This is a genomic window from Rhodococcus sp. LW-XY12 (assembly GCF_019317345.1).
GTDB classification, from domain to species: Bacteria; Actinomycetota; Actinomycetes; order Mycobacteriales; family Mycobacteriaceae; genus Rhodococcus; species Rhodococcus pyridinivorans.
On the sequence record NZ_CP079225.1, the window covers coordinates 3,283,440 to 3,307,416 of the forward strand.

Annotated in this window: 21 protein-coding genes and 3 tRNA genes; 6 read left to right on the forward strand and 18 right to left on the reverse strand. The window is 68.4% G+C overall.

The features are described from left to right. Positions 1-82: 82 nt before the first annotated feature. The 8 genes from rsfS to KXC42_RS15360 form a co-directional block, all read right to left on the reverse strand. Complete coding sequence (rsfS, locus tag KXC42_RS15325) at positions 83-490, reverse strand: ribosome silencing factor (protein ID WP_024101369.1); 408 nt, start codon at positions 488-490, stop codon at positions 83-85. Further along, entirely contained in the window at positions 487-1,149 is a 663-nt protein-coding gene (gene nadD, locus KXC42_RS15330; protein WP_019288365.1) for a nicotinate-nucleotide adenylyltransferase, read from the reverse strand. The genes rsfS and nadD overlap by 4 nt, the downstream gene beginning before the upstream one ends. A gap of 70 nt (positions 1,150-1,219) precedes the next feature. Continuing rightward, entirely contained in the window at positions 1,220-2,665 is a 1,446-nt protein-coding gene (locus KXC42_RS15335) for a VWA domain-containing protein (RefSeq protein ID WP_024101370.1), read from the reverse strand. A gap of 1 nt (position 2,666) precedes the next feature. Then, positions 2,667-3,563 carry a MoxR family ATPase gene (locus KXC42_RS15340; RefSeq protein WP_006554514.1) on the reverse strand — a complete coding sequence of 299 codons (897 nt, stop codon included), beginning with the start codon at positions 3,561-3,563 and terminating at the stop codon, positions 2,667-2,669. Positions 3,564-3,592: 29 nt separating this feature from the next. Further along, entirely contained in the window at positions 3,593-4,876 is a 1,284-nt protein-coding gene (locus tag KXC42_RS15345) for a glutamate-5-semialdehyde dehydrogenase (protein WP_006554515.1), read from the reverse strand. A 48-nt stretch (positions 4,877-4,924) separates the two neighbouring features. After that, on the reverse strand, positions 4,925-6,031 hold the full coding sequence (locus tag KXC42_RS15350; RefSeq protein WP_039958672.1) for a D-alanine--D-alanine ligase family protein: 1,107 nt from the start codon (positions 6,029-6,031) through the stop codon (positions 4,925-4,927). A gap of 71 nt (positions 6,032-6,102) precedes the next feature. Continuing rightward, positions 6,103-7,263, reverse strand: a complete 1,161-nt coding sequence (locus tag KXC42_RS15355; RefSeq protein WP_219129233.1) for a cystathionine gamma-lyase — start codon at positions 7,261-7,263, stop codon at positions 6,103-6,105. 5 nt (positions 7,264-7,268) lie between these two features. After that, complete coding sequence (locus KXC42_RS15360; protein ID WP_024101374.1) at positions 7,269-8,267, reverse strand: NAD(P)H-dependent glycerol-3-phosphate dehydrogenase; 999 nt, start codon at positions 8,265-8,267, stop codon at positions 7,269-7,271. 239 nt (positions 8,268-8,506) lie between these two features. On the opposite strand from KXC42_RS15360, the gene cofC reads away from it, so the two are divergent. Genes cofC through KXC42_RS15375 form a run of 3 tightly spaced genes read left to right on the forward strand, consistent with a single transcriptional unit; the run spans position 8,507 to position 12,370 of the window. Next, complete coding sequence (cofC, locus tag KXC42_RS15365) at positions 8,507-9,208, forward strand: 2-phospho-L-lactate guanylyltransferase (RefSeq protein WP_024101375.1); 702 nt, start codon at positions 8,507-8,509, stop codon at positions 9,206-9,208. After that, complete coding sequence (locus KXC42_RS15370) at positions 9,205-11,400, forward strand: RNA degradosome polyphosphate kinase (RefSeq protein WP_024101376.1); 2,196 nt, start codon at positions 9,205-9,207, stop codon at positions 11,398-11,400. Before cofC ends, KXC42_RS15370 begins: the two co-directional genes overlap by 4 nt. A gap of 13 nt (positions 11,401-11,413) precedes the next feature. Beyond that, positions 11,414-12,370, forward strand: coding sequence for an NUDIX hydrolase (locus tag KXC42_RS15375; protein ID WP_219129234.1), 957 nt, complete (start codon positions 11,414-11,416; stop codon positions 12,368-12,370). Positions 12,371-12,465: 95 nt separating this feature from the next. On the opposite strand, the gene KXC42_RS15380 is transcribed toward KXC42_RS15375, so the two are convergent. From KXC42_RS15380 to leuC, 3 genes are all read right to left on the reverse strand, one after another. Continuing rightward, complete coding sequence (locus KXC42_RS15380; RefSeq protein WP_094980302.1) at positions 12,466-13,179, reverse strand: HU family DNA-binding protein; 714 nt, start codon at positions 13,177-13,179, stop codon at positions 12,466-12,468. Positions 13,180-13,349: 170 nt separating this feature from the next. Next, complete coding sequence (leuD, locus tag KXC42_RS15385; protein WP_006554524.1) at positions 13,350-13,946, reverse strand: 3-isopropylmalate dehydratase small subunit; 597 nt, start codon at positions 13,944-13,946, stop codon at positions 13,350-13,352. Between the two features lie 28 nt (positions 13,947-13,974). Continuing rightward, on the reverse strand, positions 13,975-15,402 hold the full coding sequence (leuC, locus tag KXC42_RS15390; protein ID WP_019288377.1) for a 3-isopropylmalate dehydratase large subunit: 1,428 nt from the start codon (positions 15,400-15,402) through the stop codon (positions 13,975-13,977). A 116-nt stretch (positions 15,403-15,518) separates the two neighbouring features. Between leuC and KXC42_RS15395 the strand changes: the two genes are divergently transcribed. Both KXC42_RS15395 and KXC42_RS15400 read left to right on the forward strand, forming a co-directional pair. After that, a complete protein-coding gene (locus KXC42_RS15395; RefSeq protein ID WP_006554526.1) occupies positions 15,519-16,220 on the forward strand; it encodes an IclR family transcriptional regulator in 702 nt (233 codons plus the stop codon). Positions 16,221-16,325: 105 nt separating this feature from the next. Continuing rightward, positions 16,326-16,838, forward strand: a complete 513-nt coding sequence (locus tag KXC42_RS15400) for a pyridoxamine 5'-phosphate oxidase family protein (RefSeq protein ID WP_006554527.1) — start codon at positions 16,326-16,328, stop codon at positions 16,836-16,838. 53 nt (positions 16,839-16,891) lie between these two features. Here KXC42_RS15400 and KXC42_RS15405 read toward each other — a convergent pair. From KXC42_RS15405 to KXC42_RS15425, 5 genes are all read right to left on the reverse strand, one after another. After that, a tRNA-Glu gene (locus KXC42_RS15405) sits at positions 16,892-16,964 on the reverse strand. 84 nt (positions 16,965-17,048) lie between these two features. Next, positions 17,049-17,121, reverse strand: a tRNA-Glu gene (locus tag KXC42_RS15410). A gap of 86 nt (positions 17,122-17,207) precedes the next feature. After that, positions 17,208-17,279: transfer RNA gene (locus KXC42_RS15415), tRNA-Gln, on the reverse strand. Between the two features lie 215 nt (positions 17,280-17,494). Beyond that, positions 17,495-18,967, reverse strand: a complete 1,473-nt coding sequence (gltX, locus tag KXC42_RS15420) for a glutamate--tRNA ligase (protein ID WP_006554528.1) — start codon at positions 18,965-18,967, stop codon at positions 17,495-17,497. A 66-nt stretch (positions 18,968-19,033) separates the two neighbouring features. After that, a complete protein-coding gene (locus KXC42_RS15425) occupies positions 19,034-19,810 on the reverse strand; it encodes a fumarylacetoacetate hydrolase family protein (RefSeq protein ID WP_219129235.1) in 777 nt (258 codons plus the stop codon). 110 nt (positions 19,811-19,920) lie between these two features. Between KXC42_RS15425 and KXC42_RS15430 the strand changes: the two genes are divergently transcribed. Beyond that, a complete protein-coding gene (locus KXC42_RS15430; RefSeq protein WP_219129236.1) occupies positions 19,921-21,117 on the forward strand; it encodes an MFS transporter in 1,197 nt (398 codons plus the stop codon). Between the two features lie 99 nt (positions 21,118-21,216). On the opposite strand, the gene KXC42_RS15435 is transcribed toward KXC42_RS15430, so the two are convergent. Together KXC42_RS15435 and serA are read right to left on the reverse strand one after the other, a co-directional pair. Then, positions 21,217-22,227, reverse strand: coding sequence for a 3-isopropylmalate dehydrogenase (locus tag KXC42_RS15435; protein ID WP_219129237.1), 1,011 nt, complete (start codon positions 22,225-22,227; stop codon positions 21,217-21,219). Between the two features lie 80 nt (positions 22,228-22,307). Then, positions 22,308-23,900 (reverse strand): phosphoglycerate dehydrogenase, encoded by a 1,593-nt coding sequence (serA, locus tag KXC42_RS15440; protein ID WP_006554532.1) that lies wholly within the window; start codon positions 23,898-23,900, stop codon positions 22,308-22,310. Positions 23,901-23,977: the final 77 nt, after the last annotated feature.

The window sequence follows — 23,977 nt, forward strand, 5'->3', positions numbered from 1 at the left end:
GTGGCGTTGTACTCGGTCTGGCCGTGGCGCAGCAGCACCAGCTGCCGCACCCGCGGGCTCTGCGAACCCTCCTCCGGACGACTCACACGTCCTCCGGCGAGTCGGCGGCGTCGATCGCCGAACGGGGGCCACCCACACCATCGACCTCGATGGTCGGGCAGTCCTTCCACAGGCGGTCGAGGGCATAGAAGTTGCGCTCGTCCTCGTGCTGGATGTGCACCACGACGTCGACGTAGTCGAGCAACGTCCACCGTCCCTCGCGGGTGCCCTCGCGGCGGACGGGCTTGTGGCCGGCCTCGCGCAGCTTCTCCTCGACGTTGTCGACGATGGCGTTGACCTGACGCTCGTTGGGTGCGGACGCGATGACGAAGCAATCGGTGATCACCAGTTGCTCGGACACGTCGAGAACCACGACGTCGGTGGCGAGTTTCTCGTCGGCGGCCAGGGCTGCGATTCGGGCCATCTCCGTGGCTTCTGCCGTTGCGCTCACTGCGTGCTCTTTCTCTCGATGGTGCCGGGGGTGTTTCCGTCGAACACCGGGACGGGATCTCCGTCGGGGTGCGTATTCGTGCGGTAGAGCCGGCGTTTGCTGATGTACTGCACCACTCCGTCGGGGACCAGATACCAGACGGGACGGTTCTCGCGGGCCCTCCTGCGGCAGTCCGTGGAGGAGATCGCCAGTGCCGGGATCTCCACCAGGCTCACCGCCTCGGCCGGGAGTTCGTCCAGATGCGGTGCCAGGTGTTCGGCGTGAAGGTCGTATCCGGGCCGGGACACCCCGACGAAGCGGGCGAGGTCGAACAGGGTCTGCCAGTCCTGCCAGGACAGGATCGATCCCAGTGCGTCCGCGCCGGTGATGAAGTACAGATCCGCGTCGGGATACTGCTCGCTGAGATCGCGCAGGGTGTCGACGGTGTAGGTGGGTTTGCGTCGATCGATGTCGACGCGGCTGACGGAGAACCGCGGGTTGGATGCGGTCGCGATCACCGTCATCAGGTAACGGTCCTCGGCGGGGCTGACGTCGCGTCCGGTCTTCTGCCAGGGTTGCCCGGTGGGCACGAAGATCACTTCGTCCAGGTCGAAGCTCGCGGCGACCTCGCTGGCCGCCACGAGGTGTCCGTGGTGGATCGGGTCGAACGTTCCACCCATGACGCCCAGGCGGCGCCTGGGGGCCGAGGGCCGATCCGTTGGCTGATGCACGGTTGTCCAGCTTACGGGTTCACACGGGGAGCAGACTCGCCACCACCGTTGCGAGCTGCTGCGCCGACCGGCACTCGTGCATCGTGACGACCTCGCTGTAGACCCTGGCGGCCGAATCCCCCGAACCCCATTGTCCCTTCGGCTCGGGATTGAGCCAGTGCGCGTGCCGTGCGACGGACACGAGATGTTCGAGGACTTCGAGGTTCGGATTGCGGTAGTTCGTGCGGCCGTCGCCGAGGATCAGCAGCGAGCTGCGGCTGGTGAGGGCGTGGGCGTGGTTCTCGGCGAAGCCGCCGAGGGCGTGTCCGTAGTCGGAGTGACCGTCGTAGGTGATCAGCTCCGCTTCCTTCAGCATCCGCGACATGGACTCGCCCAGATCGGACCCTGCGGCGAAATGATGGGTGACCTCGTCGGCGGTGTCGATGAACGCGAACACGCGCACGCGGGAGAACTGTTCGCGTAGGGCGTGCACGAGCAGCAACGTGAAGTGCGAGAAGCCGGCGACGGAGCCGGAGACGTCGCAGAGCACGACGAGTTCGGGACGCGCCGGACGGGGCTTGCGGTTGACCAGGTCGATGGGCACGCCACCGGTCGACATGGACTTGCGCAGTGTGCGCCGCAGGTCGATGGCGCCGGCACGAGCGCGCCGGCGGCGCGCCGCGAGACGGCTCGCGAGCAGACGCGCGAGCGGCATGACGCTGCGGCGCAGGGCGACGAGTTCCGCGTCGGACGCGCGCAGGAAGTCGACCTCCTCGGCAAGCTTGGGCACCCCGTACTTCTCGACGCGTTCGCGGCCGAGCTGCTCGGCGGTGCGTCGCCGGGTCTCCCGTTCGACCATCGCCCGGAAATCGGCGATGCGCTGGGCGGCGGTGCGCCGCGCGACCTCGCTCTCGTAGGCGGCGTCGTCGCGTTCCTCGCGGGTGCTGTTGCCGAGCAGTCCCTCGAGGATCTTCGTGAGCAGGGTGTCCGGGGAGACGTCGCGAAGCGCCTGATAGGCCGAGAAGGACGGGCCGTTCGACGACGCATACTGGCCGAGTTCCTCGACGATGGCGGAGACGAGCATCTCGGAGGCCTCGAGTGCCTCCGGCGACTCGTCGGACAGCAGCTCGGCGATGAGATCGCGTAGGGCCTCGAAGTCGACCTCCCCCGTGGGGGTGCGTGGGATGCTCGCCTGAGGGTCGGTGGCCTCGCGGCGTCCGATCGCGGGCGGGAACCACAGGTCGAACAGGGCGTCGAAGGTCGGCCGGTGTGTGGACCGGCGGAGCAGGGTGCACGCGAGGCCTTCGCGGAGGGCCTCCCGATCGAGGAGATCGAGCACCGTCATGACCCGTCCGGCGTCGACCGTCTCGGACGGCCCGACCGCGATGCCGCGGCGGCGCAGCGCCTCGACGAATCCGACCAGGTGCCCGGGCAGTCCGTGGGGTGCCGGGGGCGCCTCGGATCCGGGAAGGTGCGCGGCGGCCATGTCAGTTCAACCGGAGCTCGGCGGCAGCGCGGATCTGGTCGGACTGGTGCTTGAGGATCACGCCGAGCGTGCTGCGCAGCGCAGTGTCGTCGAGGGTGTCGAGTCCTAGTGCGAGCAGGGTGCGACCCCAGTCGATCGTCTCGGCCACCGACGGCACCTTCTTGAGTTGCATGCCGCGGAGCACGCGGACCGTGCGTACGAGTTGGTCGGCGAGCGCGTCGGGCAGATCGGGGACCCGGCTGGCGAGGATGCGTCGTTCGAGGTCGGCGTCGGGGAAGTCCAGGTGCAGGAACAGGCACCGGCGCTTGAGCGCTTCGGACAACTCGCGGGTGGCGTTCGAGGTGAGCACCGCGAACGGCTTGCGGGTGGCCCGGATGGTGCCGAGTTCGGGCACCGTGACCGCGAAGTCACTGAGCACCTCGAGCAGCAGGCCTTCGATCTCCACGTCGGCCTTGTCGACCTCGTCGACGAGCAGCACGGTCGGATCCTCGCGGCGGATCGCGGTGAGCAGCGGCCGCGACAGCAGGAACTCCTCGGAGAAGACGTCTTCCTTGGTGCGGTCCCACGACTCGCCCGCCGCGGCGGTCGCCCCTGCCGACTGGATGCGCAGGATCTGCTTGGCGTGGTTCCACTCGTACAGTGCGCGGGACTCGTCGACACCCTCGTAGCACTGCAAGCGCACGAGTTCGGCCTCGGAGGTCTCGGCGACGGCGCGGGCAAGTTCGGTCTTGCCCACGCCCGCGGGTCCCTCGATCAGCAACGGCTTGCCGAGGCGATCGGCGAGGAACACCGCGGTCGCGGTGGACTTGTCGGCGAGATAACCGGTACCGGCCAGACGATCGACGACGTCCTGGACGTCCGCGAAGATCGGCGGGGTGGTGGGCAGCGCACGATCCACACTGGTTCCTTTCGTCGGGCCGGTCTCGATCAGGCGGGACGGGTGTGGCCGTCGCCCCACACCACCCACTTCGTCGACGTCAGTTCGGGCAGACCCATCGGGCCGCGAGCGTGCAGCTTCTGGGTGGAGATGCCGATCTCCGCGCCGAATCCGAACTGCTCGCCGTCCGTGAACGCCGTCGAAGCGTTGACCATAACGGCTGCGGCGTCCACGCGCGTCGTGAACTCCCGAGCAGCGGCGAGGTCCGAGGTGACGATCGCCTCGGTGTGGCCGGTGCCGTAACGGTCGATGTGGTCGACGGCCGCGTCGAGGTCGTCGACCACCGCGAGGGCGACGTCGAGCGAGAGGTACTCGTCGGACCAGTCCTGGTCGGTCGCGGGCACGAGGCCGGGCAGGTCGCCGTGGACCGTCACGCTGTGTTGCTGGAATGCCTGCAGGAGCTTCGGGACGGCGGTGTCGGCGATCGCCTTGTCGACGAGGATCGTCTCGGCGGTGTTGCACACGCTGGGCCGGCGGGTCTTCGCGTTGATCACGATCTTCTCCGCCATCTCCAGATCGGCCGCGGAGTGGACGTAGACGTGGCAGTTGCCGGTGCCCGTCTCGATCGTGGGGACGGTCGCGTCGCGCACCACCGCGGCGATCAGACCGGCGCCACCGCGCGGGATCACGACGTCGACCAGGCCTCGGGCCTGGATCAGATGCGTGACCGACGAGCGGTCGGCGCTCGGCAGCAGCTGCACGGCATCGGCGGGGATGCCCCGGCTCTCGAGCGAGGCGCGCAGCACCTCGACGAGCGCGGCGTTGGAGCGGGCCGCGGACGACGAGCCGCGCAGCAGCGCCGCGTTGCCGGACTTCAGGGCGAGACCGAATGCGTCGACCGTGACGTTGGGCCGTGCTTCGTAGACCATGCCGACCACGCCGAGCGGGACGCGCACCTGGCGCAGCTCGAGACCGTTCGGCAGCGTCGAGCCGCGGACGACGCCGCCGATCGGGTCGGGCAGTCCGGCCACCTGGCGCAGGCCGGCGGCGATCCCGTCGATCCGGGCGGAGGTCAGGCGCAGGCGGTCGAGGATGGCCTCTTCGGTGCCACCGGCGCGGGCGGCCTCGATGTCCTCCGCGTTCGCGGCGAGGACGGTGTCGGCGGCGGCGAGCAGAGCGTCGGCCGCGGCGTGCAGAGCCGCGTCCTTCTCGGTGGTGGTGAGCAACGCGAGACGACGGGAGGCCACGCGGGCGCGACGCGCAGCTTCGTGGACGGCCTCACGGGTGTCCGTGCCGGCGTCGGTCGCAGCTGAGTCGGGGGTCACGGCAGTCATGTATCCAGCCTAGTCGGGTCCTCGCGGAAGCCGACAGGCCGTGTGCCGTCAGCGCAGGCCGGTGCCCCGCGCCAGCGCCGTCTCCACCAGGATCGACAGCAGCTCGGCGTACTCCACTCCGGTGGCGTCCCACATCCTCGGATACATCGAGATGGAGGTGAATCCGGGCATCGTGTTGATCTCGTTGATCACCGGTCCGTCCTCGGTGACGAAGAAGTCGACGCGGGACAGGCCGTGGCAGTCGAGGGCGCGGAACGCCCGGACCGCGAGTTCGCGGATCCGGTCGGAGGTCTCCTCGTCGAGCTTGGCCGGGACGTCGAACTCGCAGACGTCGTCGAGGTACTTCGTGTCGAAGTCGTAGAACGCCTCGTGGTCGTCGGAGGTGTCGGGCATGCGGATCTCGGCGACGACACTCGCGCGGACGTCGCCGTCCGGGAACTCGAGCACGCCGCACTCCACCTCGCGGCCGATGATCGCGGACTCGACGATGACCTTGGGGTCGTGCTGCCGGGCCTTCGCGACGGCGTCGTCGAAGGCGGCCCAGTCGGCCACGCGACTGATGCCGATGGACGATCCGCCGCGGGCGGGCTTGACGAAGACGGGCAGGCCGAGGCGGGTCTTCTGCTCCTCGGTGAGGGTCGCGGTGCCGGGACGCAGGACGATCTGGAAGCCGACGGGCAGGCCTTCGGCCGCGAGCAGTTTCTTGGTGAACTCCTTGTCCATCCCGGCGGCGCTGGCAAGAACCCCGGGACCGACGTACGGGATGTCCGCGAGTTCGAGCAGACCCTGGATGGTGCCGTCCTCGCCGTAGGCGCCGTGCAGGACGGGGAACACCACGTCGACCGAGGCGAGCACCCGGCCGTAGGAGCCCTCGTCGAGGGCGACGATGTCGCCACCGCGGGTCGGATCCGCGGTGAGGACGAGATCGGAGCCGTCGCCGGCGACGACGGGCAGTTCGCGACCGGCCGCGGCGAGGCCGGCGGGGTCCGCGTCGCCGAGGACCCATGCGCCCTCGGGAGTGATGCCGATGGGCACGACCTCGTACTTCTCCGGATCCAGGTTGCGCAGGATGCTCCCTGCCGAGATGCAGGAGACGGAATGTTCGTTGCTGCGACCACCGAAGACGACGGCCACCCGGGTTCGGGGCATACTCACGTGTCGAACCGTACCGGGTGGCGATCTCCGCGTGTCGAGCGAGTCCTACGCGGGTGGGGCCGGACACCCTGCTATGTCTCCGCGGGCTCCGGTCTCCCTCGGTGGAGGGTCGTCTCCTTCAGCGCCGCGTCGAGATCGGCGAGCAGATCCGCGGTGTCCTCGATTCCGCACGACAACCGGACGAATCCCTCCGGCACCGCATCGCCCCATCGTGCGCGACGATCCGCTGTCGTGTGGATACCGCCGAAGCTGGTGGCGGGTGCGACGAGCGTGGCCGCGCGGACGAAGCGGTGCACCTCGTCGCGGCCGGGTAGCCGGAAGGTGACGAGGGGGCCGAAGCGGCTCATCTGGCCGGCCGCCACGGCGTGGGCGGGGTCGCCGGCGAGTCCGGGATAGCGGACGTCCGTGACAGCGGCGTGCTCGAGCAGCATCCCGGCGACGGCGAGCGCGTTGGCGCACTGCCGTTCGAAGCGCAGTCCGGCGGTGCCGAGGCTGCGGTGCGCGAGCCAGGTCTCGAAGGGTCCCAGTACGGTTCCCGACAACAGTCGTTCCCGGTCGATCGCGGGCAGCAGTTCGGGATCCGCGACGGCGATGTATCCGAACAGCAGGTCACTGTGTCCGCTGAGCGATTTCGTCCCGCTGGCCACCACGACGTCGGCGCCGAGATCGAGGGGCAGCTGGCCCAGGGGTGTGGCGGTGGTGTTGTCGACGAGCAGGAGCGCGTCGGAGACGTGGCACGCGGTCGCGATCGCGCGCAGGTCGACAGTGTCGAGGCCTGGATTCGACGGGGTCTCGACCAGTACGACGGAATTGTCGGGAGCGGTCACCAGAACGTCGGTCAGGGTGCCGTCACCGAACTCCGCGACCGACATCTCGACGACCTTCACTCCGTGCGGCGCCAGGAATTCCTGCGCGTACGTGCGCACCTGGTAGTAACCGTCGGAGGGGACGACGACCGTGCCGCCCGGGGCCACGAGGGATCGCAGGGCGACCGTGATCGCCGACATTCCCGAGCCGACGACGCGGGCGGCCGAGGCGTGCTCGAGGTCGGCGAGCGCCGATTCGAGTGCGCGCCAGCCGGGATTCGAGGCCCGCGCATAGGTGTCGACGTCGTCGCGCTCGTCCTCCCCGAGGAGATACGGCGCCGCGAAGACCGGTCCCGCCTGCAGCGGGGAGCCCGGAACACACTCGTGTGCAACTGCCTTCACACAGCGAGTCGAATCGCCCGTCATGCCACTCATTCCGGCTTGATCCGGCGTCCGAGCAGCTGCCCGATCGCGTCCTGCACCGACATGCCTTCGTGGCACACGCGGTGCACGGCGTCGGTGAGCGGCATCTCGACGTCGTAACTCGCTGCGAGGGCGCGGACCGAGGTGCACGACTTGACCCCTTCGGCCACCTGACCGTGGGTGGCCTCCTGCGCGCTCTCGAGGGACTCACCGCGGCCGAGTCGTTCGCCGAACGAACGGTTGCGGGACAACGGGGACGTACATGTGGCGACGAGATCGCCGACACCGGCGAGACCGGCGAGCGTGGCCGGCTTGGCCCCGAGGGCGGTTCCGAGCCGGGTGATCTCGGCGAGACCGCGGGTGATGATGCTCGCGACGGTGTTCTCACCGAGCCCGACTCCGGCGGCCATGCCGCACGCGAGGGCAATGACGTTCTTGCAGGCGCCGCCGACCTCGCAGCCGATGACGTCGGAGTTCGTGTACGGACGGAAATATTTTGTGGCGCAGGATTTCTGGATCTCCATGGCGCGGGTGGAATCGGGGCACGCGATGACGGTCGCGGCCGGTTGCCCCTCGGCGATCTCACGGGCGAGGTTGGGGCCGGACAGCACGGCGATGCGATTCTGCTCGGCGCCGGTGACCTGACCGATCACCTGACTCATGCGCATCAGGGTGCCGCTCTCGATTCCCTTGGCGAGACTGAGAAGTGTCGCGTCCGGTCCGATATCTGCCTTCCACTCCTCGAGATTGGTACGCAGGGTCTGACTCGGGACGGCGAGGACCACGAAATCGGCGCCCTCGAGGGCCACCCGATGATCGGCCGTCGCCTTCAGCGAGTGCGGCAGTTCCACACCGGGTAGATAGTCGGAGTTCTCGTGCCGCTCGGCGATGCCACGCGCCACCTCCTCGCGCCGCGCCCAGATCGTCACGTCCGTTCCGGCGTCGGCCAGCACCTTGGCGTACGCCGTCCCCCACGAACCCGCGCCCAGAACTGCTGCTGTGGTCACGCCATCCTCACTCTCATCCGATGCCCGGCACTCACGCTCGCGATCGGCCTGGAGCGGGCGGTCGCGACCGGTTCGGTCCGGGCGGTCACCACCCACGGTCGCACCCAGTATCGCGCAGGCTCCACCGACACCGCGCCGGGTCGGAGGACGGACCGCACACGACCCGGTCGCACCGGGCGCTCGTGCGGTTCGTCACCTGGCGCGACCGTGCGATTCGATACTGATGGCACAATCGGGCAATGCCCGCGACGCACGTGCTCGTTCCCGTCAAGGCCCTCGGCCTGGCGAAGTCGCGGCTCTCGCACGTCCTCGACCCGGCAGCACGGGAATCACTGGTGCTTGCGATGCTGCAGGACACCGTGACGGCGGCGCTGTCCGCCGGAGACGTGACGGTCACCGTCGTCACCGCCGACGAGCGGGTCGCGGCCGCGGCGCTGGACTGCGGCGCGGACGTCCTCCCCGATCCGGTGCGTCCCGACTCCCCCGACCCACTGAACTCCGCACTGCTCGCAGCGGCCCGCCGGGCGCGGGAGCACGCACCCGGCGCCGAACTCGTGGCGTTGCAGGCCGACCTTCCGTCCCTGCGGCCCGAGGATTTCGTGCTCGCACGCGAGACTGCGCGGCGGACCGGAACGGCCGTGGTCGTCGACCACACGGCGAGCGGTACGACGGCGTTGCTGCACTGCGTGAGCGGCACCCTGCCGCCACTGTCGTTCGGTCCGGGATCGGCCGGTCGCCACATCGATGCCGGTGCGTACCCGGTACCGGACTCCCTCCCCGGACTGCGACTCGATGTGGACACACCGGACGATCTTGCCGCCGCACTGCAACTCGGCGTCGGACCGGCCACCGCGGCCGTGCTCGACACGGTCGAGTTCCCCCTGTGCCACCCGTGCGACAGCGCTGCAGGGAGCCGTCGCTCTGCAACAATGAACTCGTGACCAACGGCGATTCCCCCGATCCCACGAGTTCCGAGCACGCGGCACCATCCGGTGCCGCACGACCCGCCGGTCGCGTAGCGACCGCCACCAGCGCCCCTCCGGCCGCGACGGGACTGCAGTCGAGGACCGATCACGACAACACACTTCCCGTCGACCGCTATCTCAACCGCGAACAGAGCTGGCTCGATTTCAACGCCCGCGTTCTCGCGCTCGCGGAGGACACCTCGCAGCCGTTGCTCGAACGCGCCAAGTTCCTCGCGATCTTCGCGTCGAATCTCGACGAGTTCTACATGGTGCGGGTCGCCGGGCTGAAACGTCGCGCCGAGACGGGGTTGTCGGTCCGGTCCGCGGACGGACTGACCCCGCGCGCCCAGCTCGCGCTCATCGCGTCGAGCACGCGCGAACTCGCCGGTCGCCAGGCGCAGGTCTTCCTCGACTCGGTCATGCCCGCCCTGGCGGCCGAAGGCATCTCGATCATCCGATGGGCGGATCTGACGGAGGACGAACGCCGACGACTGACACAGTATTTCGCCGACCAGGTCTTCCCGGTCCTGACGCCGCTCGCGGTCGATCCCGCACACCCCTTCCCGTACATCAGCGGCCTGTCCCTGAACCTCGCTGTCACGGTCAAGGATTCGCAGTCGTCCGGTGAACACTTCGCGCGCGTGAAGGTGCCCGACAACGTCGATCGGTTCGTCCGGGTCGATCGCGCGGGTTCGTCGCACGGACTGCCGGCCTTCCTCCCGCTCGAGGAGCTGATCGCCGCCCATCTCGACGTGTTGTTCCCGGGCATGGAGATCGTCGAGCACCACGCATTCCGCGTCACCCGCAACGCCGACTTCGAGGTCGAGGAGGACCGCGACGAGGATCTCCTTCAAGCCCTCGAACGCGAACTCGCCCGGCGGCGCTTCGGATCTCCCGTGCGGCTCGAGGTGTCGGACGACATGACCGAGCACATGCTCGACCTCCTGTTGCGCGAACTCGACGTCGATCGGGTGGACGTCGTCCAGTTGCCCGGGCTGCTCGATCTGTCGTCGCTGTGGCAGGTGCACGCCGTCGACCGACCGGATCTGAAGGACGCCCCCTTCGTGCCGGCGACCCATCCCGCCTTCGGCGAGCGAGAGACACCGAAGAGCGTGTTCTCCACCCTGCGCGAGGGCGACATCCTCGTCCACCACCCGTACGACTCGTTCTCCACGAGCGTGCAACGGTTCATCGAGCAGGCCGCCGCCGACAGCCAGGTCCTCGCGATCAAGCAGACGCTGTACCGGACGTCGGGCGACTCCCCCATCGTCAACGCCCTGATCGCCGCTGCCGAAGCGGGCAAGCAGGTCGTCGCGCTCGTGGAGATCAAGGCACGCTTCGACGAGCAGGCCAACATCAAGTGGGCGCGCAAGCTCGAACAGGCCGGTGTCCACGTCGTATACGGACTCGTAGGTCTGAAGACACACTGCAAGACCTGTCTGGTCGTGCGGCGCGAGGGTTCGACGATCCGCCGCTACTGCCACATCGGCACCGGCAACTACAACCCGAAGACCGCGCGTCTCTACGAGGACGTCGGCCTGCTCACGTCGTCACCCGAGATCGGCGCCGACCTCACCGACCTGTTCAACACCCTCACCGGATACTCCCGGAAGGCGCAGTACCGCAATCTGCTCGTCGCACCGCACGGAGTCCGCAAGGGCATCATCGAACGCGTCGAGCGTGAGATCGAGCACCACGCGGCCGGTCGCCCCAGCGGGATCCGGCTCAAGGCCAACGCCCTCGTCGACGAGCAGGTGATCGACGCGCTCTACCGCGCGTCGCGGGCGGGGGTGCGGACCGAGGTGGTCGTGCGCGGGATCTGTGCCCTCAAGCCGGGCGTGCCCGGCCTGAGCGAGAACATCACGGTGCGCTCGATTCTGGGGCGGTTCCTCGAACATTCGCGGTTGTTCCATTTCCGGGGCAGCGACGAGTACTGGATCGGTAGCGCCGACATGATGCACCGGAACCTCGACCGTCGCGTCGAGGTGATGGTGCAGGTGAAGAACACCCGGCTCGCAGCGCAGTTGGACGGCATCTTCGATTCCGCGCTCGACCCGGTCACCCGCTGCTGGATTCTCGAGGGCGACGGCACCTGGACGGCGTCCCCCGAGCCGGGAACCGCTGCCCGCGACCACCAGGTCGAACTCATGCGTAGTCGTGCGTCCTGAGGTGGAGGGAACGTTGACCGAATCACGCGACAAGCCCGTGAAGGCCAACATCTTCGCGGCGGGCGCGGTCCTGTGGCGTCCTGTCGACGAGAACGCTCCGGACGATGTGCAGGTCGCGCTCGTGCATCGCCCGCGCTACAACGACTGGTCCTTTCCGAAGGGCAAGCTCGACGCGGGTGAGACGGCCGTGGTTGCCGCGGTGCGGGAGATCGAGGAGGAGACCGGATTCCGCTCCGCGCTCGGCAGTAGTCTCGGGAAGGTCGTCTACCCCGTTCCGGGTCACCGCAAGCTCAAGCGGGTGGACTACTGGGCTGCGCGGTGCCTCGACGGGCAGTTCGCGCCCAATGACGAGGTTGACGAATTGCGTTGGGTGTCCCCCGAAGAGGCATTCGATCTGTTGTCCTATCCGATGGACCGCAGTGTCCTGCGCCGGTTCCGCCGGGTGCCGTTGGACACGACCATGGCGCTGATCGTGCGGCACGCCAAGGCGGGTAGTCGGAAGAAGTACAAGGGCGACGACCGTTACCGGCCCCTCGATGCGTCCGGACGGGCGCAGGCCGAGGCTCTCGTTCCGCAGTTGACGGCATTCGGCGGCGACAGCGTGGTGTCCGCCGACCGCACGCGGTGCATCGCGACGGTCGAACCCTTCGCCTCCCGGCACGGACTCGAGATCGCGATCGAGCCGTCCCTGTCGGAGGAGGAGTACCGCGCCGATCCGGACCGCGGCCGCAAGCGGGCGCTGGAGATCGCGTCCGGTCCCGGCACTCCCGTGATCTGCAGTCAGGGCAAGGTGATCCCGCCGCTGCTGGAGTGGTGGGCCGAGCGCGACGGTCTCGCGCTGCCTCCGGCGCGGAACCGGAAGGCGAGCATGTGGGTGTTGTCGCTGCGCGGCGATCGTCTCGTCGCAGCCGACCACCTCGACAGCCCTCTTCCCACGGGCCGTCCACCGGCGGACGACGAGAACATCTGACCGAGTACACACGACGGCGGCCACCGGATGTCCGGTGGCCGCCGTCGTCTCACCTGTGCGGCTCGCACGTGTGCGAGCCGCATCGCGGGTGGGTGTTACTTCTTGGTGCTCTTGCGGGCCGTGGTCTTCTTGGCCGGGCTCTTCTTGGCCGCGGTCTTCTTGGCCGCGGTCGACTTGGTGGCGGTGGTCTTCTTCGCCGGAGTCGACTTGGCCGCCGTGGTCTTCTTCGCCGCGGTGGTCTTCTTCGCCGCGGTCGACTTGGTGGCGGTGGTCTTCTTCGCCGGAGTCGACTTGGCCGCCGTGGTCTTCTTCGCCGCGGTGGTCTTCTTCGCCGGAGTCGACTTGGTGGCGGTGGTCTTCTTCGCCGCCGTGGTCTTCTTCGCTGCGGTGGTCTTCTTCGCCGCGGTCGACTTGGTCGCCGTGGTCTTCTTCGCCGCCGTGGTCTTCTTCGCCGCCTTCTTCGCTGCCGCGGTCTTCTTGGCCGCTGCAGCTGCACCGCGCTTCACGGCCGGACCCGAAGCCGGGAGCTTCTGGGTGCCCGCGATGATGTTCTTGAAGGACTGGCCGGGACGGAAGGCCGGCACCGAGGTCGGCTTGACCTTGACCGTCTCACCCGTGCGCGGGTTCCGCGCGACACGCGCGGCCCGACGACGCTTCTCGAAGACACCGAATCCGGTGATGGTGACGCTCTTACCGTCGTGCACGGCGCGAACGATCGCGTCCACGATGTGCTCGACGGCCGCGGTGGCGGTGCGCCTGTCCGAACCGAGTTTCTCGGTCAGAACGTCGATCAGTTCTGCCTTGTTCATTGATTTCCTCCGCACATACACGGTCCACCGTCAGACCGACTCCAGTCCACGGTAGACCCGCAAACGGGCAAGAGTCTATGTGCCACGCGGATTCTCATGCAAATAACCTCCGGGCCCGGCCCGACGGGAGCGTCGGACCGGACCCGGAGAAGGCGCGTTCGGGGGTGTTTTCAGGGCGCCGGAAGGGTACTCGGTTTCCATGACGGCCTTGACTTTTCGTACTCGGAAATCGCGTCTACCTGGCGCAATGTCAATCCGATGTCGTCGAGACCCTCTAGCAGACGCCACCGCGTGTAGTCGTCAATGGTGAACGGCACCACGGTGGTTCCGGCGGTCACCGTCCGGTTCTCGAGATCCACTTCCAGTTCGAGTCCGGGCTGCTGCTCGATGAGCTTCCACAGCAGTTCGACGTCGTCCTGCGAGACCTGAGCGGCGAGCAGACCGGCCTTTCCGGCGTTGCCCCGGAAGATGTCGGCGAAGCGGGACGAGATCACGACCCGGAATCCGTAATCCGACAACGCCCACACGGCATGCTCACGCGAGGAGCCGGTGCCGAAATCCGGTCCGGCGACGAGAACGCTGCCGCGGTCGAAGGGCGGGGTGTTGAGGACGAAGGACGGGTCGTTGCGCCATGCGGCGAACAGACCGTCCTCGAATCCCGTACGGGTGACGCGCTTCAGGTACACGGCCGGGATGATCTGATCCGTGTCGACATTGGAGCGGCGCAGCGGGACGCCGATGCCCCTGTGGGTGGTGAAGGCTTCCATTGAAAATTCTCCTCGTCGGTCCTGTGGTCTAGTCCAGATCCGCCGGTGCGGAAAGCGTTCCCCGCACCGCGGTTGCGGCGGCCACGGCCGGCGAGACGAGATGCGTCCGTCCGCCCTTGCCCTGCCGTCCTTCGAAATTCCGGTTCGAGGTCGACGCGGAACGCTCGCCCGGCGCCAACTGGTCGGGGTTCATGCCCAGGCACATCGAGCACCCGGCCTGACGCCACTCGGCCCCTGCGGCGGTGAAGATCTCGCCGAGACCCTCCTCCTCCGCCTGCGCGCGCACCCGCATCGAACCCGGCACGACGAGCATCCGGACGCCGTCGGCGACCTTGCGGCCCTGCAGGACATCCGCCACGGCACGCAGATCCTCGATGCGGCCGTTGGTGCACGAGCCGACGAAGACGGTGTCGATCTTCACGTCGCGCAGCGGCATGCCCGGTTCGAGATCCATGTAGCGCAACGCCTTTTCCGCTGCAGACCGCTCGGTTTCGTCGGCGATCTCCTCGGGTACCGGAACGCTGGACCCGAGCGCAGCGCCCTGGCCCGGGTTGGTGCCCCACGTGACGAAGGGGGTCAGAGCGCTGCCGTCGATGTGGACCTCGGCGTCGAAAACCGCGTCGTCGTCGGTCTTCAGCTGCTCCCACGCCTCCACGGCAGCATCCCAGTCGGCGCCCTTCGGGGCGTGCGGGCGGCCCTTGATGAACTCGTAGGTGGTCTCGTCGGGGGCGATCATGCCGGCGCGGGCGCCCGCCTCGATCGACATGTTGCAGATGGTCATCCGCGCTTCCATCGACAGTGCGCGGATCGCCTCGCCGCGGTACTCGAGGACGTAGCCCTGTCCGCCGCCGGTGCCGATCTTCGCGATGATCGCGAGGATGAGGTCCTTGCTCGTCACTCCCGGCGCGAGGGTGCCGCCGACGTTGATGGCCATCGTCTTGAACGGCCGCAGCGACAACGTCTGTGTCGCCATGACGTGTTCGACCTCACTGGTGCCGATGCCCATCGCCAGTGCGCCGAAGGCGCCGTGGGTGGAGGTGTGGCTGTCGCCGCACACCACCGTCATGCCGGGCTGCGTGAGACCGAGCTGCGGGCCGACCACGTGGACGATGCCCTGATCGAGGTCGCCCATGGGGTGCAGACGGACACCGAACTCCTCGCAGTTGCGGCGCAGGGTCTCGACCTGTGTGCGCGAGACCGGGTCGGCGATCGGCTTGTCGATGTCCACCGTGGGGACGTTGTGGTCCTCGGTGGCGATCGTGAGGTCGGGACGCCGCAGCGGGCGTCCTGCCAGCCGCAGACCGTCGAAGGCCTGCGGGCTGGTCACCTCGTGTACGAGATGCAGGTCGATGTAGATCAGGTCCGGCTGTCGCGCCGATCCCTCTCCTTCACCGCGCACGACCACGTGCTGGTCCCACACCTTTTCCGCCAGAGTCTTTCCAGCCATCTTCTCCACCTTGTCGTACGTGACGAACGCGGGATCCCGGGGGCTGTCCGGCCGCGTATGGTGTCGTCCCCACCGTTCTCGGCATGCGATATGCTTCCCATTATGCGAGACGGAGGTATCGACCTATGAGACAGCATAGCGGGATCGGAGTGCTGGACAAAGCGATGACAGTCCTCCATGCGGTTGCCGAACAGCCGTGCAACCTCAACGAGTTGTGCGCGCGGACCGGCCTGCCCCGTGCCACGGCGCACCGTCTCGCCGTGGGCCTCGAGGTCCACCGCCTCCTCATGCGCGACAGCGACGGACAGTGGCGTCCCGGCCCCGGACTGGCCGAATTGTCCGCGGGCGCAGGCGACACGCTCGTCGAGGCCGCCTCGCTCGTCCTCCCCCGTCTGCGCGAGATCACCGGCGAGAGCGTGCAGTTGTACCGCCGCGAGGGCACCCAGCGGGTCTGCGTCGCCGCTCTCGAACCGCCGACCGGTCTGCGCGACACGGTCCTCGTCGGCGCACGCCTTCCGATGACGGCCGGCTCCGGCGCGAAAGTTCTGCTCGCGTGGGCCGATACGGCGACCCAGCGCGCCATCCTCCCCGACGCGGCCTTCGGTGAACGCGTGCTCGTCGAGGTCCGCCGCCGCGGCTGGGCGCAGAGCGCCGCCGAACGCGAACCCGGTGTGGCGTCGGTCGCCGCACCCGTGCGCGACAGCAGCGGTGGCGTGATCGCCGCGATCTCCGTATCGGGCCCCATCGACCGCATGGGCCGCCGACCGGGCGCCCGCTGGGCCGCCGACCTCCTCGCCGCCGCAGAAGCGCTCCAGAAGCGTCTCTGAGGCCGACCGCATGCCCGTGTCCCTCCCGGGTGGAGCCCAGGAGGGACACGGGCGGGGCGGGAGGAAGACAGCCGTGCGGCCCCACGCTCTGCCAGAGTGCTTCGCATGGGAACCAACCGCCGCGCAGGCATCACGATGACGGAGTCGGAGATCGACGAGTTCCTCCACCGCAGCCGGGTCGCGAACCTGGCGACCCTCGGACCGACGGGCACCCCGCACCTCGTCGCCATGTGGTACGCGGTGCTCGACGGGGAGATCTGGTTCGAGACGAAGGCGAAATCGCAGAAGGTCGTCAACCTCCGGCGCGACGATCGCGTGACCGTCCTCGTCGAGGCCGGCGACACCTACGACCAGTTGCGTGGCGTCTCGATCGAGGGGCGGGCGGAGATCGTGGACGACCACGACCGCCTGTTCGAGGTCTGCCGCGACGTATGGGAGCGGTACACCGCCCCGTACACGGAGGAGGCGCGCCCCGCGGTGGAGCAGATGATGCACAAACGGGTGGCCGTCCGTGTGGTGCCCGCGCGGGTGCGTTCGTGGGATCACTGCAAGCTCGGGATGCCTGCCATGGAGATCGGCGGCACGACGGCCGCCTATCTTCCGTCCGCCGCGCACTGACCGCCCATACGCGAAAGGCTCTCCGATCGATGATCGGAGAGCCTTCGTGGTTGTACCCCCGATGGGATTCGAACCCACGCTACCGCCGTGAGAGGGCGGCGTCCTAGGCCGCTAGACGACGGGGGCCTGGAACTTTCCTCGGCACCGACCGATCGGTGCCTTCGGAGAGAAGAAACACCCACCGACCCGGAGATCGGTGGGAGTCCGTTGTACCCCCGATGGGATTCGAACCCACGCTACCGCCGTGAGAGGGCGGCGTCCTAGGCCGCTAGACGACGGGGGCCTATGGAACTTCTTCTCTTCACTCCCCGAAGGAAGCTCAGCCAGCATAGCTGGCCGAGGCGCTGCGGGCAAACCACCGCGCCTCAGCTGGGGTACCAGGACTCGAACCTAGAATGGCTGAACCAGAATCAGCTGTGTTGCCAATTACACCATACCCCAATGGTTTGTTCCTTCGGCCTGCCCTGCGGGCGTTGTGGCCTCCGTTCCGAACCGAGAAGAAGATTAGCACCAACCCCGCCACCAACTACAAATCGGCTGGTCAGAGGAGTGCAATCGAGCTCAGGACGAGCTCGGTGGCATGAAATCGAGCCCGGAACGAGTTCGGCCCGTCGCCGGCGGGTGCCGACGACGGGCCGAGAGCGACCATGCAGGGGTCAGGCGATGCGCGCCCGCCCGGCACGCAGTCGTGCAAGGGTGCGCTCACGGCCGAGCAGTTCCATCGACTCGTAGAGCGGCGGGCTGACGTGCGAGCCCGTCACCGCGACCCGCACGGGAGCGAAGGCCTTCCTCGGCTTCAGTTCGAGCCCCTCGATCAGTGCGCTCTTGAGCGCCTCCTCGATCGCCGGCGTGGTCCACTCGGTCAGGCCCTCGAGGGCGGCGACGGAGGCGTCGAGCACGGGCGCGGCATCCTCCTTGAGATTCTTCGCCGCGGAGACCTCGTCGAGCGTGAAGTCGGCGTCGTCGACGAACAGGAACTTCAGCAGGTCCCACGCGTCCCCGAGAACGACGATACGGGTCTGTACGAGGTCGGCGGCCGTCCGGAAGAGCGCGTCGTCGACGTCGGCCCCGATCCGGCCGTGCTCGACGAGGTACGCCTTCAGCCGGGTCGCGAACTCCTCCGGCTCGAGCAGGCGGATGTGCTCGGCGTTGATGGCGTCGGCCTTCTTCTGGTCGAACCGGGCGGGGTTCGAGTTGACCTTGGAGATCTCGAAGGCCGCGACCATCTCGTCGAGGGAGAACACGTCGCGGTCGTCGGCGAGACCCCAGCCGAGCAGAGCGAGGTAGTTGAGCAGGCCCTCGGGGATGAACCCGCGATCGCGGTGCAGGAAGAGGTTGGACTCCGGGTCGCGCTTGGAGAGCTTCTTGTTGCCCTGCCCCATCACGAACGGCAGGTGGCCGAACTCGGGCGTGAAATCGGTGACGCCGATGCGCTGCAGCGCCGCGTACAGCGCAAGCTGACGCGGGGTGGACGACAGCAGGTCCTCGCCGCGCAGGACGTGTGTGATCTTCATCAGCGCGTCGTCGACGGGATTGACGAGCGTGTAGAGCGGGATGCCGTTGCCGCGGGTCAGCGCGAAGTCGGGCACCGAGCCTGCCTTGAAAGTGGTCTCGCCGCGGACCAGGTCGTTCCACGTGAGGTCCTCTTCGGGCATGCGCAGTCGCACGACCGGCTTGCGCCCCTCGTCGAGGAATGCCTGCCGCTGCTCCGGGGTGAGGTCGCGGTCGAAGTTGTCGTAGCCGAGCTTCGGGTCGCGGCCGGCGGCCTTGTGCCGCTCCTCGACCTCTTCCGGCGTCGAGAACGACTCGTAGGCCTCACCGGAGTCGACGAGCTTCTGCACGATCTCGAGGTGAAGGTCGCGTCGCTGCGACTGCCGGTACGGCTCGTACGGTCCGCCGACCTCCGGACCCTCGTCCCATTCGAGACCAAGCCACCGGAGGGCGTCGAGGATCGCCTGGTACGACTCCTCGGTGTCGCGTGCGGCGTCGGTGTCTTCGATGCGGAACACGAAGGTGCCGCCGTGATGACGCGCGAAAGCCCAATTGAACAGGGCGGTGCGCACCAGACCCACATGCGGGGTTCCGGTCGGTGACGGGCAGAAACGTACGCGTACTTCGCTGGTGGTCATGACTCGCTCAGGGTTGAGGATCGACGGGAGACCTTCCCAGGCTATCCGCCCCGCAGCGAGCTCCGGTCAGGATCCCTTGGCGACGACCGGATTCGTGAGCGTTCCGATGCCCTCGACGGTGATCGAGACTGTGTTGCCCGGCTCGATCGGTCCGACACCTTCGGGAGTGCCGGTGAGGATGACGTCGCCCGGCAGCAGGGTCATGACACCGGAGATCCATTCGATGAGCTTCGGGATGTCGTGCACCATCTTCGAGGTGCGGCTGCGTTGGCGGATCTGCCCGTCGACCTCCGCCGAGATCTCGAGATCGGAAGGGTCGATGTCGGTTTCGATCCACGGACCGAGCGGGCAGAAGGTGTCGTGGCCCTTGGCTCGGCCCCACTGGCCGTCCTTGCGCTGATGGTCGCGCGCGGACACGTCGTTGGCGATCGTGTAGCCGAGGATCGCCTCCGGGGCCTTCGCGGCGGGGACGTCCTTGCAGGGACGCCCGATGACCACGGCGAGTTCGGCCTCGTGATGGACGAGCGAGGTGGTGGGCGGAATCACGATGGGCGCGCCCGGGCCCACGATCGACGTGTTGGGCTTGAGGAAGATCATCGGCTCGTCGGGGACCTCGTTGCCCGACTCGGCGGCGTGGGCGGCGTAGTTGCGACCGACCGCGATCACCTTGGTGGCGAGGATCGGGGCGAGAATCCGCACGTCGGCGAGGGGCCAGCTCCGGCCCGTGAAGGTGGGGTTCCCGAAAGGATGCTCGGCGATCTCCTTCGCCGTCGCGGACTTCCCCTCCCCTTCGATGCTCACGAACGCGACACCATCCGGGCTGGCAATTCGACCAAGGCGCATGTCCGGAGTCTAACGGTGCGCGCACACTGCGATCGACGCCCGGGTGCCGCGGGTATAGAGTCCGACCAAGATTTCATATAACGGTACGACTTTCTCAGATAGTGGGACTCATGGACAATCCGGACATCGGTCGGCGCCGATGGCTGATCCTGGCCCTCGGCGTCCTCGCCCAGGCCTCCCAGGCCACCGTCATCAACGGCGTCGCCTTCCTCATCCCAATCCTGAACCAGGAGGGTGGCTTCACCCTCGCCCAGGCCGGAACCCTCGCCGGCGCACCGATCCTCGGCGGCGTGTTCACGCTCGTCGTGTGGGGCGCGATCGCCGACCGGTTCGGCGAACGTCTCGCGCTGGCCGCCGGACTCGGGATCGCGGCCGTCTCGATGGGACTCGCGAGCGCGACCACCTCACTGGACCTGTCCCGCACCACCTCCGCAGCACTGCTCGGCCTATTGCTGATGTGTGCGGGAGCCGGCGCTGTGAGCGCCAATTCGGCGAGCGGTCGCGTGGTGGTCGGATGGTTCCCGCCGCACCAGCGCGGCCTCGCGATGGGCATCCGGCAGATGTCGGTGCCGCTGGGTGTCGCCGCGGGCGCACTCGTCATCCCCACTCTCGCGGGCGACCACGGGATCGCCTGGGCGCTCTCGTTTCCCATGCTCGCGTGCGGGCTCGCAGCCGTCGTCTGCGCGGTCGGCGTGGTGGATCCGCCCCGACCCGGACGGGTGGAGGCCGAGCGCGCAGGCGTGCTCGGCAATCCCTACCGGAGTTCCATGTCCCTCACGCGGATCCATCTCGCGTCGATCCTGCTCGTCGTTCCGCAGTACGTCGTGTGGACCTACGCCCTGGTCTGGCTCATCGCCGACCGCGGCTGGGACGAGGTCGGCGCCGGTCTCGTCATCACCGCCGCCCAGATCCTCGGCGCCCTCGGACGTGTCGTCACCGGGGCCTGGTCCGATCGGGTGGGCAGCAGGCTGGGACCGATGCGCCTCGTCGCCGCATCGGTCGTCGTGTCGATGGTCGCGCTCTCCGTCACGGCGTGGACGGATTCGGCGATCGCGGTGGGCGTCCTGCTCGTCGCGTCGATCCTGACCTCGGCGCCGAACGGGTTGGCATTCACTGCCGTCGCGGAGATCGCCGGCCCGTTCTGGGGCGGCCGCGCACTCGGGATCCAGAACACCGGGCAGTTCGTGTTCGCCGCGGCCGTCGGACCGGTCTTCGGTGGGCTCATCGCCGCGGTCGGATTCCCCGCGGCCTTCGCCCTGGCCGCCATCGCTCCCGCAGCGGCGGTCCCGGTGATACCGAAGGACTGATACGCGAAACGCGCGTGGCGCCGGACGGGACGTACCCGCCGGCGCCACGCGCGTTTGTGCCGAAGAACTCGGTGCCCGGAGAGAATCCGCGCTCAGAGATCAAAGAGAAGCAGCGATCCGATCGCCGATCTCGGTGGTCACGATCGGACCGGTGCCACGATTCGCGAGGTCGGCCTCGACGGCCCGCTCGACGCGTGCAGCATCCTCCTCGCGCCCGAGATGGCGCAGCAGCAAGGCGGTGGACAGGATCGCCGCGGTGGGATCGGCGATGCCCTTGCCGGCGATGTCCGGTGCCGAGCCGTGGACCGGTTCGAACATCGACGGGTTGGTGCCCGAGGCGTCGATGTTGCCGCTCGCGGCAAGGCCGATACCGCCGGTTACGGCGCCGGCGAGGTCGGTGATGATGTCGCCGAACAGGTTGTCGGTGACGATGACGTCGAAGCGCGACGGGTCGTCGACCATGTAGATGGTCGCGGCGTCGATGTGACAGTAGGCCGTGGTGACCTCAGGGAACTCCTTGCCGACGGTCTCGACGGCGCGGGTCCAGATGGCGCCGGCGTTCGACAGCACGTTCGTCTTGTGGATGAGCGTGACGTGCTTGCGGCGGGTCTGCGCGAGCTCGAAGGCGTAGCGGACCACGCGCTCGGCTCCGAACCAGGTGTTCACCGAGACCTCGGTGGCGATCTCGTGCGGGGTGCCGACGCGGATCGCTCCCCCGTTGCCGGTGTACGGGCCCTCGGTGCCCTCGCGGACGACGACGAAGTCGATCTCGTGGTCGGCGGCGAGCGGCGACTTCGAGCCCGGGTACAGGCGCGACGGCCGCAGGTTGACGTGGTGGTCGAGTGCGAACCGCATGCTCAGGAGGAGACCGCGTTCGAGGATGCCCGGCGTGACCGACGGATCGCCGATGGCACCGAGGAGGATCGCGTCGTGCTCGCGGATCGCGGCGAGATCGGCATCGGGCAGGAGTTCGCCGGTCGCGTTGTACCGGCGGGCACCGAGGTCGTACTCGGTCGTCTCGAGATCCGGGACGAGGGCGCGGACCACCTTGAGAGCTTCCGCCGTGACCTCGACACCGATGCCGTCACCGGGGATGACCGCAAGTTTCATGAGCACTACTCACTTCCTGTGCGACGGTGGCCGCGACCGTGCAGACGGTCGCGGCCACCGGATGATGGAGAACCGAAGGATCAGGACAGGTCGACCTGGGCGACGCGCGCGTCGAGCGCCTCGGTGATCTGTCCGACCTCGGCGTCGCCGACGACGCGGTCGACACGGAGGATCACGGTGGCGCCGGGGCCCTCCGCGTCCTGGCTCAGCGCCGCGGCCTGGATGTCGATGCTCGCGTTGCCGAGCACGGTGCCCAGCGTTCCGAGGACACCCGGACGGTCCTGGTAGTGGACGATCAGGTTGTGGCCCTCGGCGCGGAGGTCGAAGCTGCGGCTGTTGATGTTGACGATCTTCTCGACCTGCTGCAGGCCGGTGAGCGCACCCGCGACGGACGTGACGTGTCCGTCCGGCGCCACGGCGCGGACCTCGACGGCGCTGCGGTGCGTGGTGGCCTCGCTGACCTTCTCGACCTCGACCGTCACGCCGCGCTGCTCCGCGAGCTTGGGGGCGTTGACGAAGGTGACGGGCTCGTCGCTGCTCGCCGAGAACAGGCCGCGGAGGGCGGCCAGGCCGAGAATGTCGGTGTTCTCGGCCGAGAGCTCACCGCTGACGACGACCTGCACGTTCTGCACGGCCTCGGGCGAGAGGGTGCCGGCGAGCAGACCGAGCTTGCGAACGAGCTCGAGCCACGGCGCGACCTCCTCGCCCACGGGGCCACCGGAGACGTTGACGGCATCGGGCACGAACTCGCCGGCGAGGGCGAGCAGCACGCTCTTGGCAACGTCGGTACCGGCGCGGTCCTGGGCCTCGGCGGTGGATGCACCGAGGTGCGGGGTGACGACGACGTTGTCGAGGTCGAACAGCTTCGAATCGGTGCACGGCTCGGTCTCGAAGACGTCGAGGCCGGCAGCGCGGACCTTGCCTTCGACGAGCGCGTCGTACAGCGCGTCCTCGTCGATCAGGCCACCGCGGGCGGCGTTGACGATGATGACGCCGTCCTTGGCCTTGGACAGACGCTCGGCGTTGATCAGGCCGGCGGTCTCCTTGGTCTTGGGCAGGTGCACCGAGATGAAGTCGGCGCGGGCGACCAGCTCGTCGATGTCGACGAGCTCGATGCCGAGCTGTGCGGCGCGGGCGGCCGGCAGGTAGGGGTCGTACGCGATGACGTGGGTTTCGAACGCCGCGAGACGCTGGGCGAACAGCTGGCCGATGCGGCCGAGGCCGACGACGCCGACCGTTTTGCCGAGGATTTCGGTGCCGTTGAAGCTCGACCGCTTCCAGGTGCGCTCACGCAGGGTGCGGTCGGCGGCGGGAACCTGCCGCGCCGCGGACATGAGGAGCGCGACCGCGTGCTCGGCGGCGGAGTGGATGTTGGAGGTGGGCGCGTTGACGACCATCACACCGCGCTCGGTGGCAGCAGCGATGTCGACGTTGTCGAGGCCGACACCGGCGCGACCGACGATCTTGAGGTTGGGCGCCGCAGCGAGCACCTCGGCGTCGACGGTGGTCGCGGAGCGGACCAGCAGCGCCTGGGCCTCGGGCACGGCCGCGAGCAGGGCGGGGCGGTCGGGGCCGTCGACCCAGCGCACCTCGACACCGTCACCGAGCGCATCGACGGTCGACTGCGCAAGCTTGTCGGCGATCAGGACTACTGGACGGCCATTCTGGCTCACGTGCGGACTCCCTGTGTCGTGAATGTGTGAGTGGTCGACGGCGCTCGCGCCCGACAGCATGCGTGGGCACCCGCGAC

What these genes read in the sequence shown, in the direction of transcription:
- KXC42_RS15395 (WP_006554526.1), top strand. Translation starts at nt 15,519, where the DNA reads ATGAGACAGCATAGCGGGATCGGAGTGCTGGACAAAGCGATGACAGTC.
- nadD (WP_019288365.1), bottom strand. Translation starts at nt 1,149, where the DNA reads ATGGGTGGAACGTTCGACCCGATCCACCACGGACACCTCGTGGCGGCC.
- KXC42_RS15425 (WP_219129235.1), bottom strand. Translation starts at nt 19,810, where the DNA reads ATGCGCCTTGGTCGAATTGCCAGCCCGGATGGTGTCGCGTTCGTGAGC.
- KXC42_RS15380 (WP_094980302.1), bottom strand. Translation starts at nt 13,179, where the DNA reads ATGAACAAGGCAGAACTGATCGACGTTCTGACCGAGAAACTCGGTTCG.
- KXC42_RS15430 (WP_219129236.1), top strand. Translation starts at nt 19,921, where the DNA reads ATGGACAATCCGGACATCGGTCGGCGCCGATGGCTGATCCTGGCCCTC.
- KXC42_RS15335 (WP_024101370.1), bottom strand. Translation starts at nt 2,665, where the DNA reads ATGGCCGCCGCGCACCTTCCCGGATCCGAGGCGCCCCCGGCACCCCAC.
- KXC42_RS15400 (WP_006554527.1), top strand. Translation starts at nt 16,326, where the DNA reads ATGGGAACCAACCGCCGCGCAGGCATCACGATGACGGAGTCGGAGATC.
- cofC (WP_024101375.1), top strand. Translation starts at nt 8,507, where the DNA reads ATGCCCGCGACGCACGTGCTCGTTCCCGTCAAGGCCCTCGGCCTGGCG.
- gltX (WP_006554528.1), bottom strand. Translation starts at nt 18,967, where the DNA reads ATGACCACCAGCGAAGTACGCGTACGTTTCTGCCCGTCACCGACCGGA.
- KXC42_RS15435 (WP_219129237.1), bottom strand. Translation starts at nt 22,227, where the DNA reads ATGAAACTTGCGGTCATCCCCGGTGACGGCATCGGTGTCGAGGTCACG.
- leuD (WP_006554524.1), bottom strand. Translation starts at nt 13,946, where the DNA reads ATGGAAGCCTTCACCACCCACAGGGGCATCGGCGTCCCGCTGCGCCGC.
- KXC42_RS15355 (WP_219129233.1), bottom strand. Translation starts at nt 7,263, where the DNA reads ATGACGGGCGATTCGACTCGCTGTGTGAAGGCAGTTGCACACGAGTGT.
- KXC42_RS15345 (WP_006554515.1), bottom strand. Translation starts at nt 4,876, where the DNA reads ATGACTGCCGTGACCCCCGACTCAGCTGCGACCGACGCCGGCACGGAC.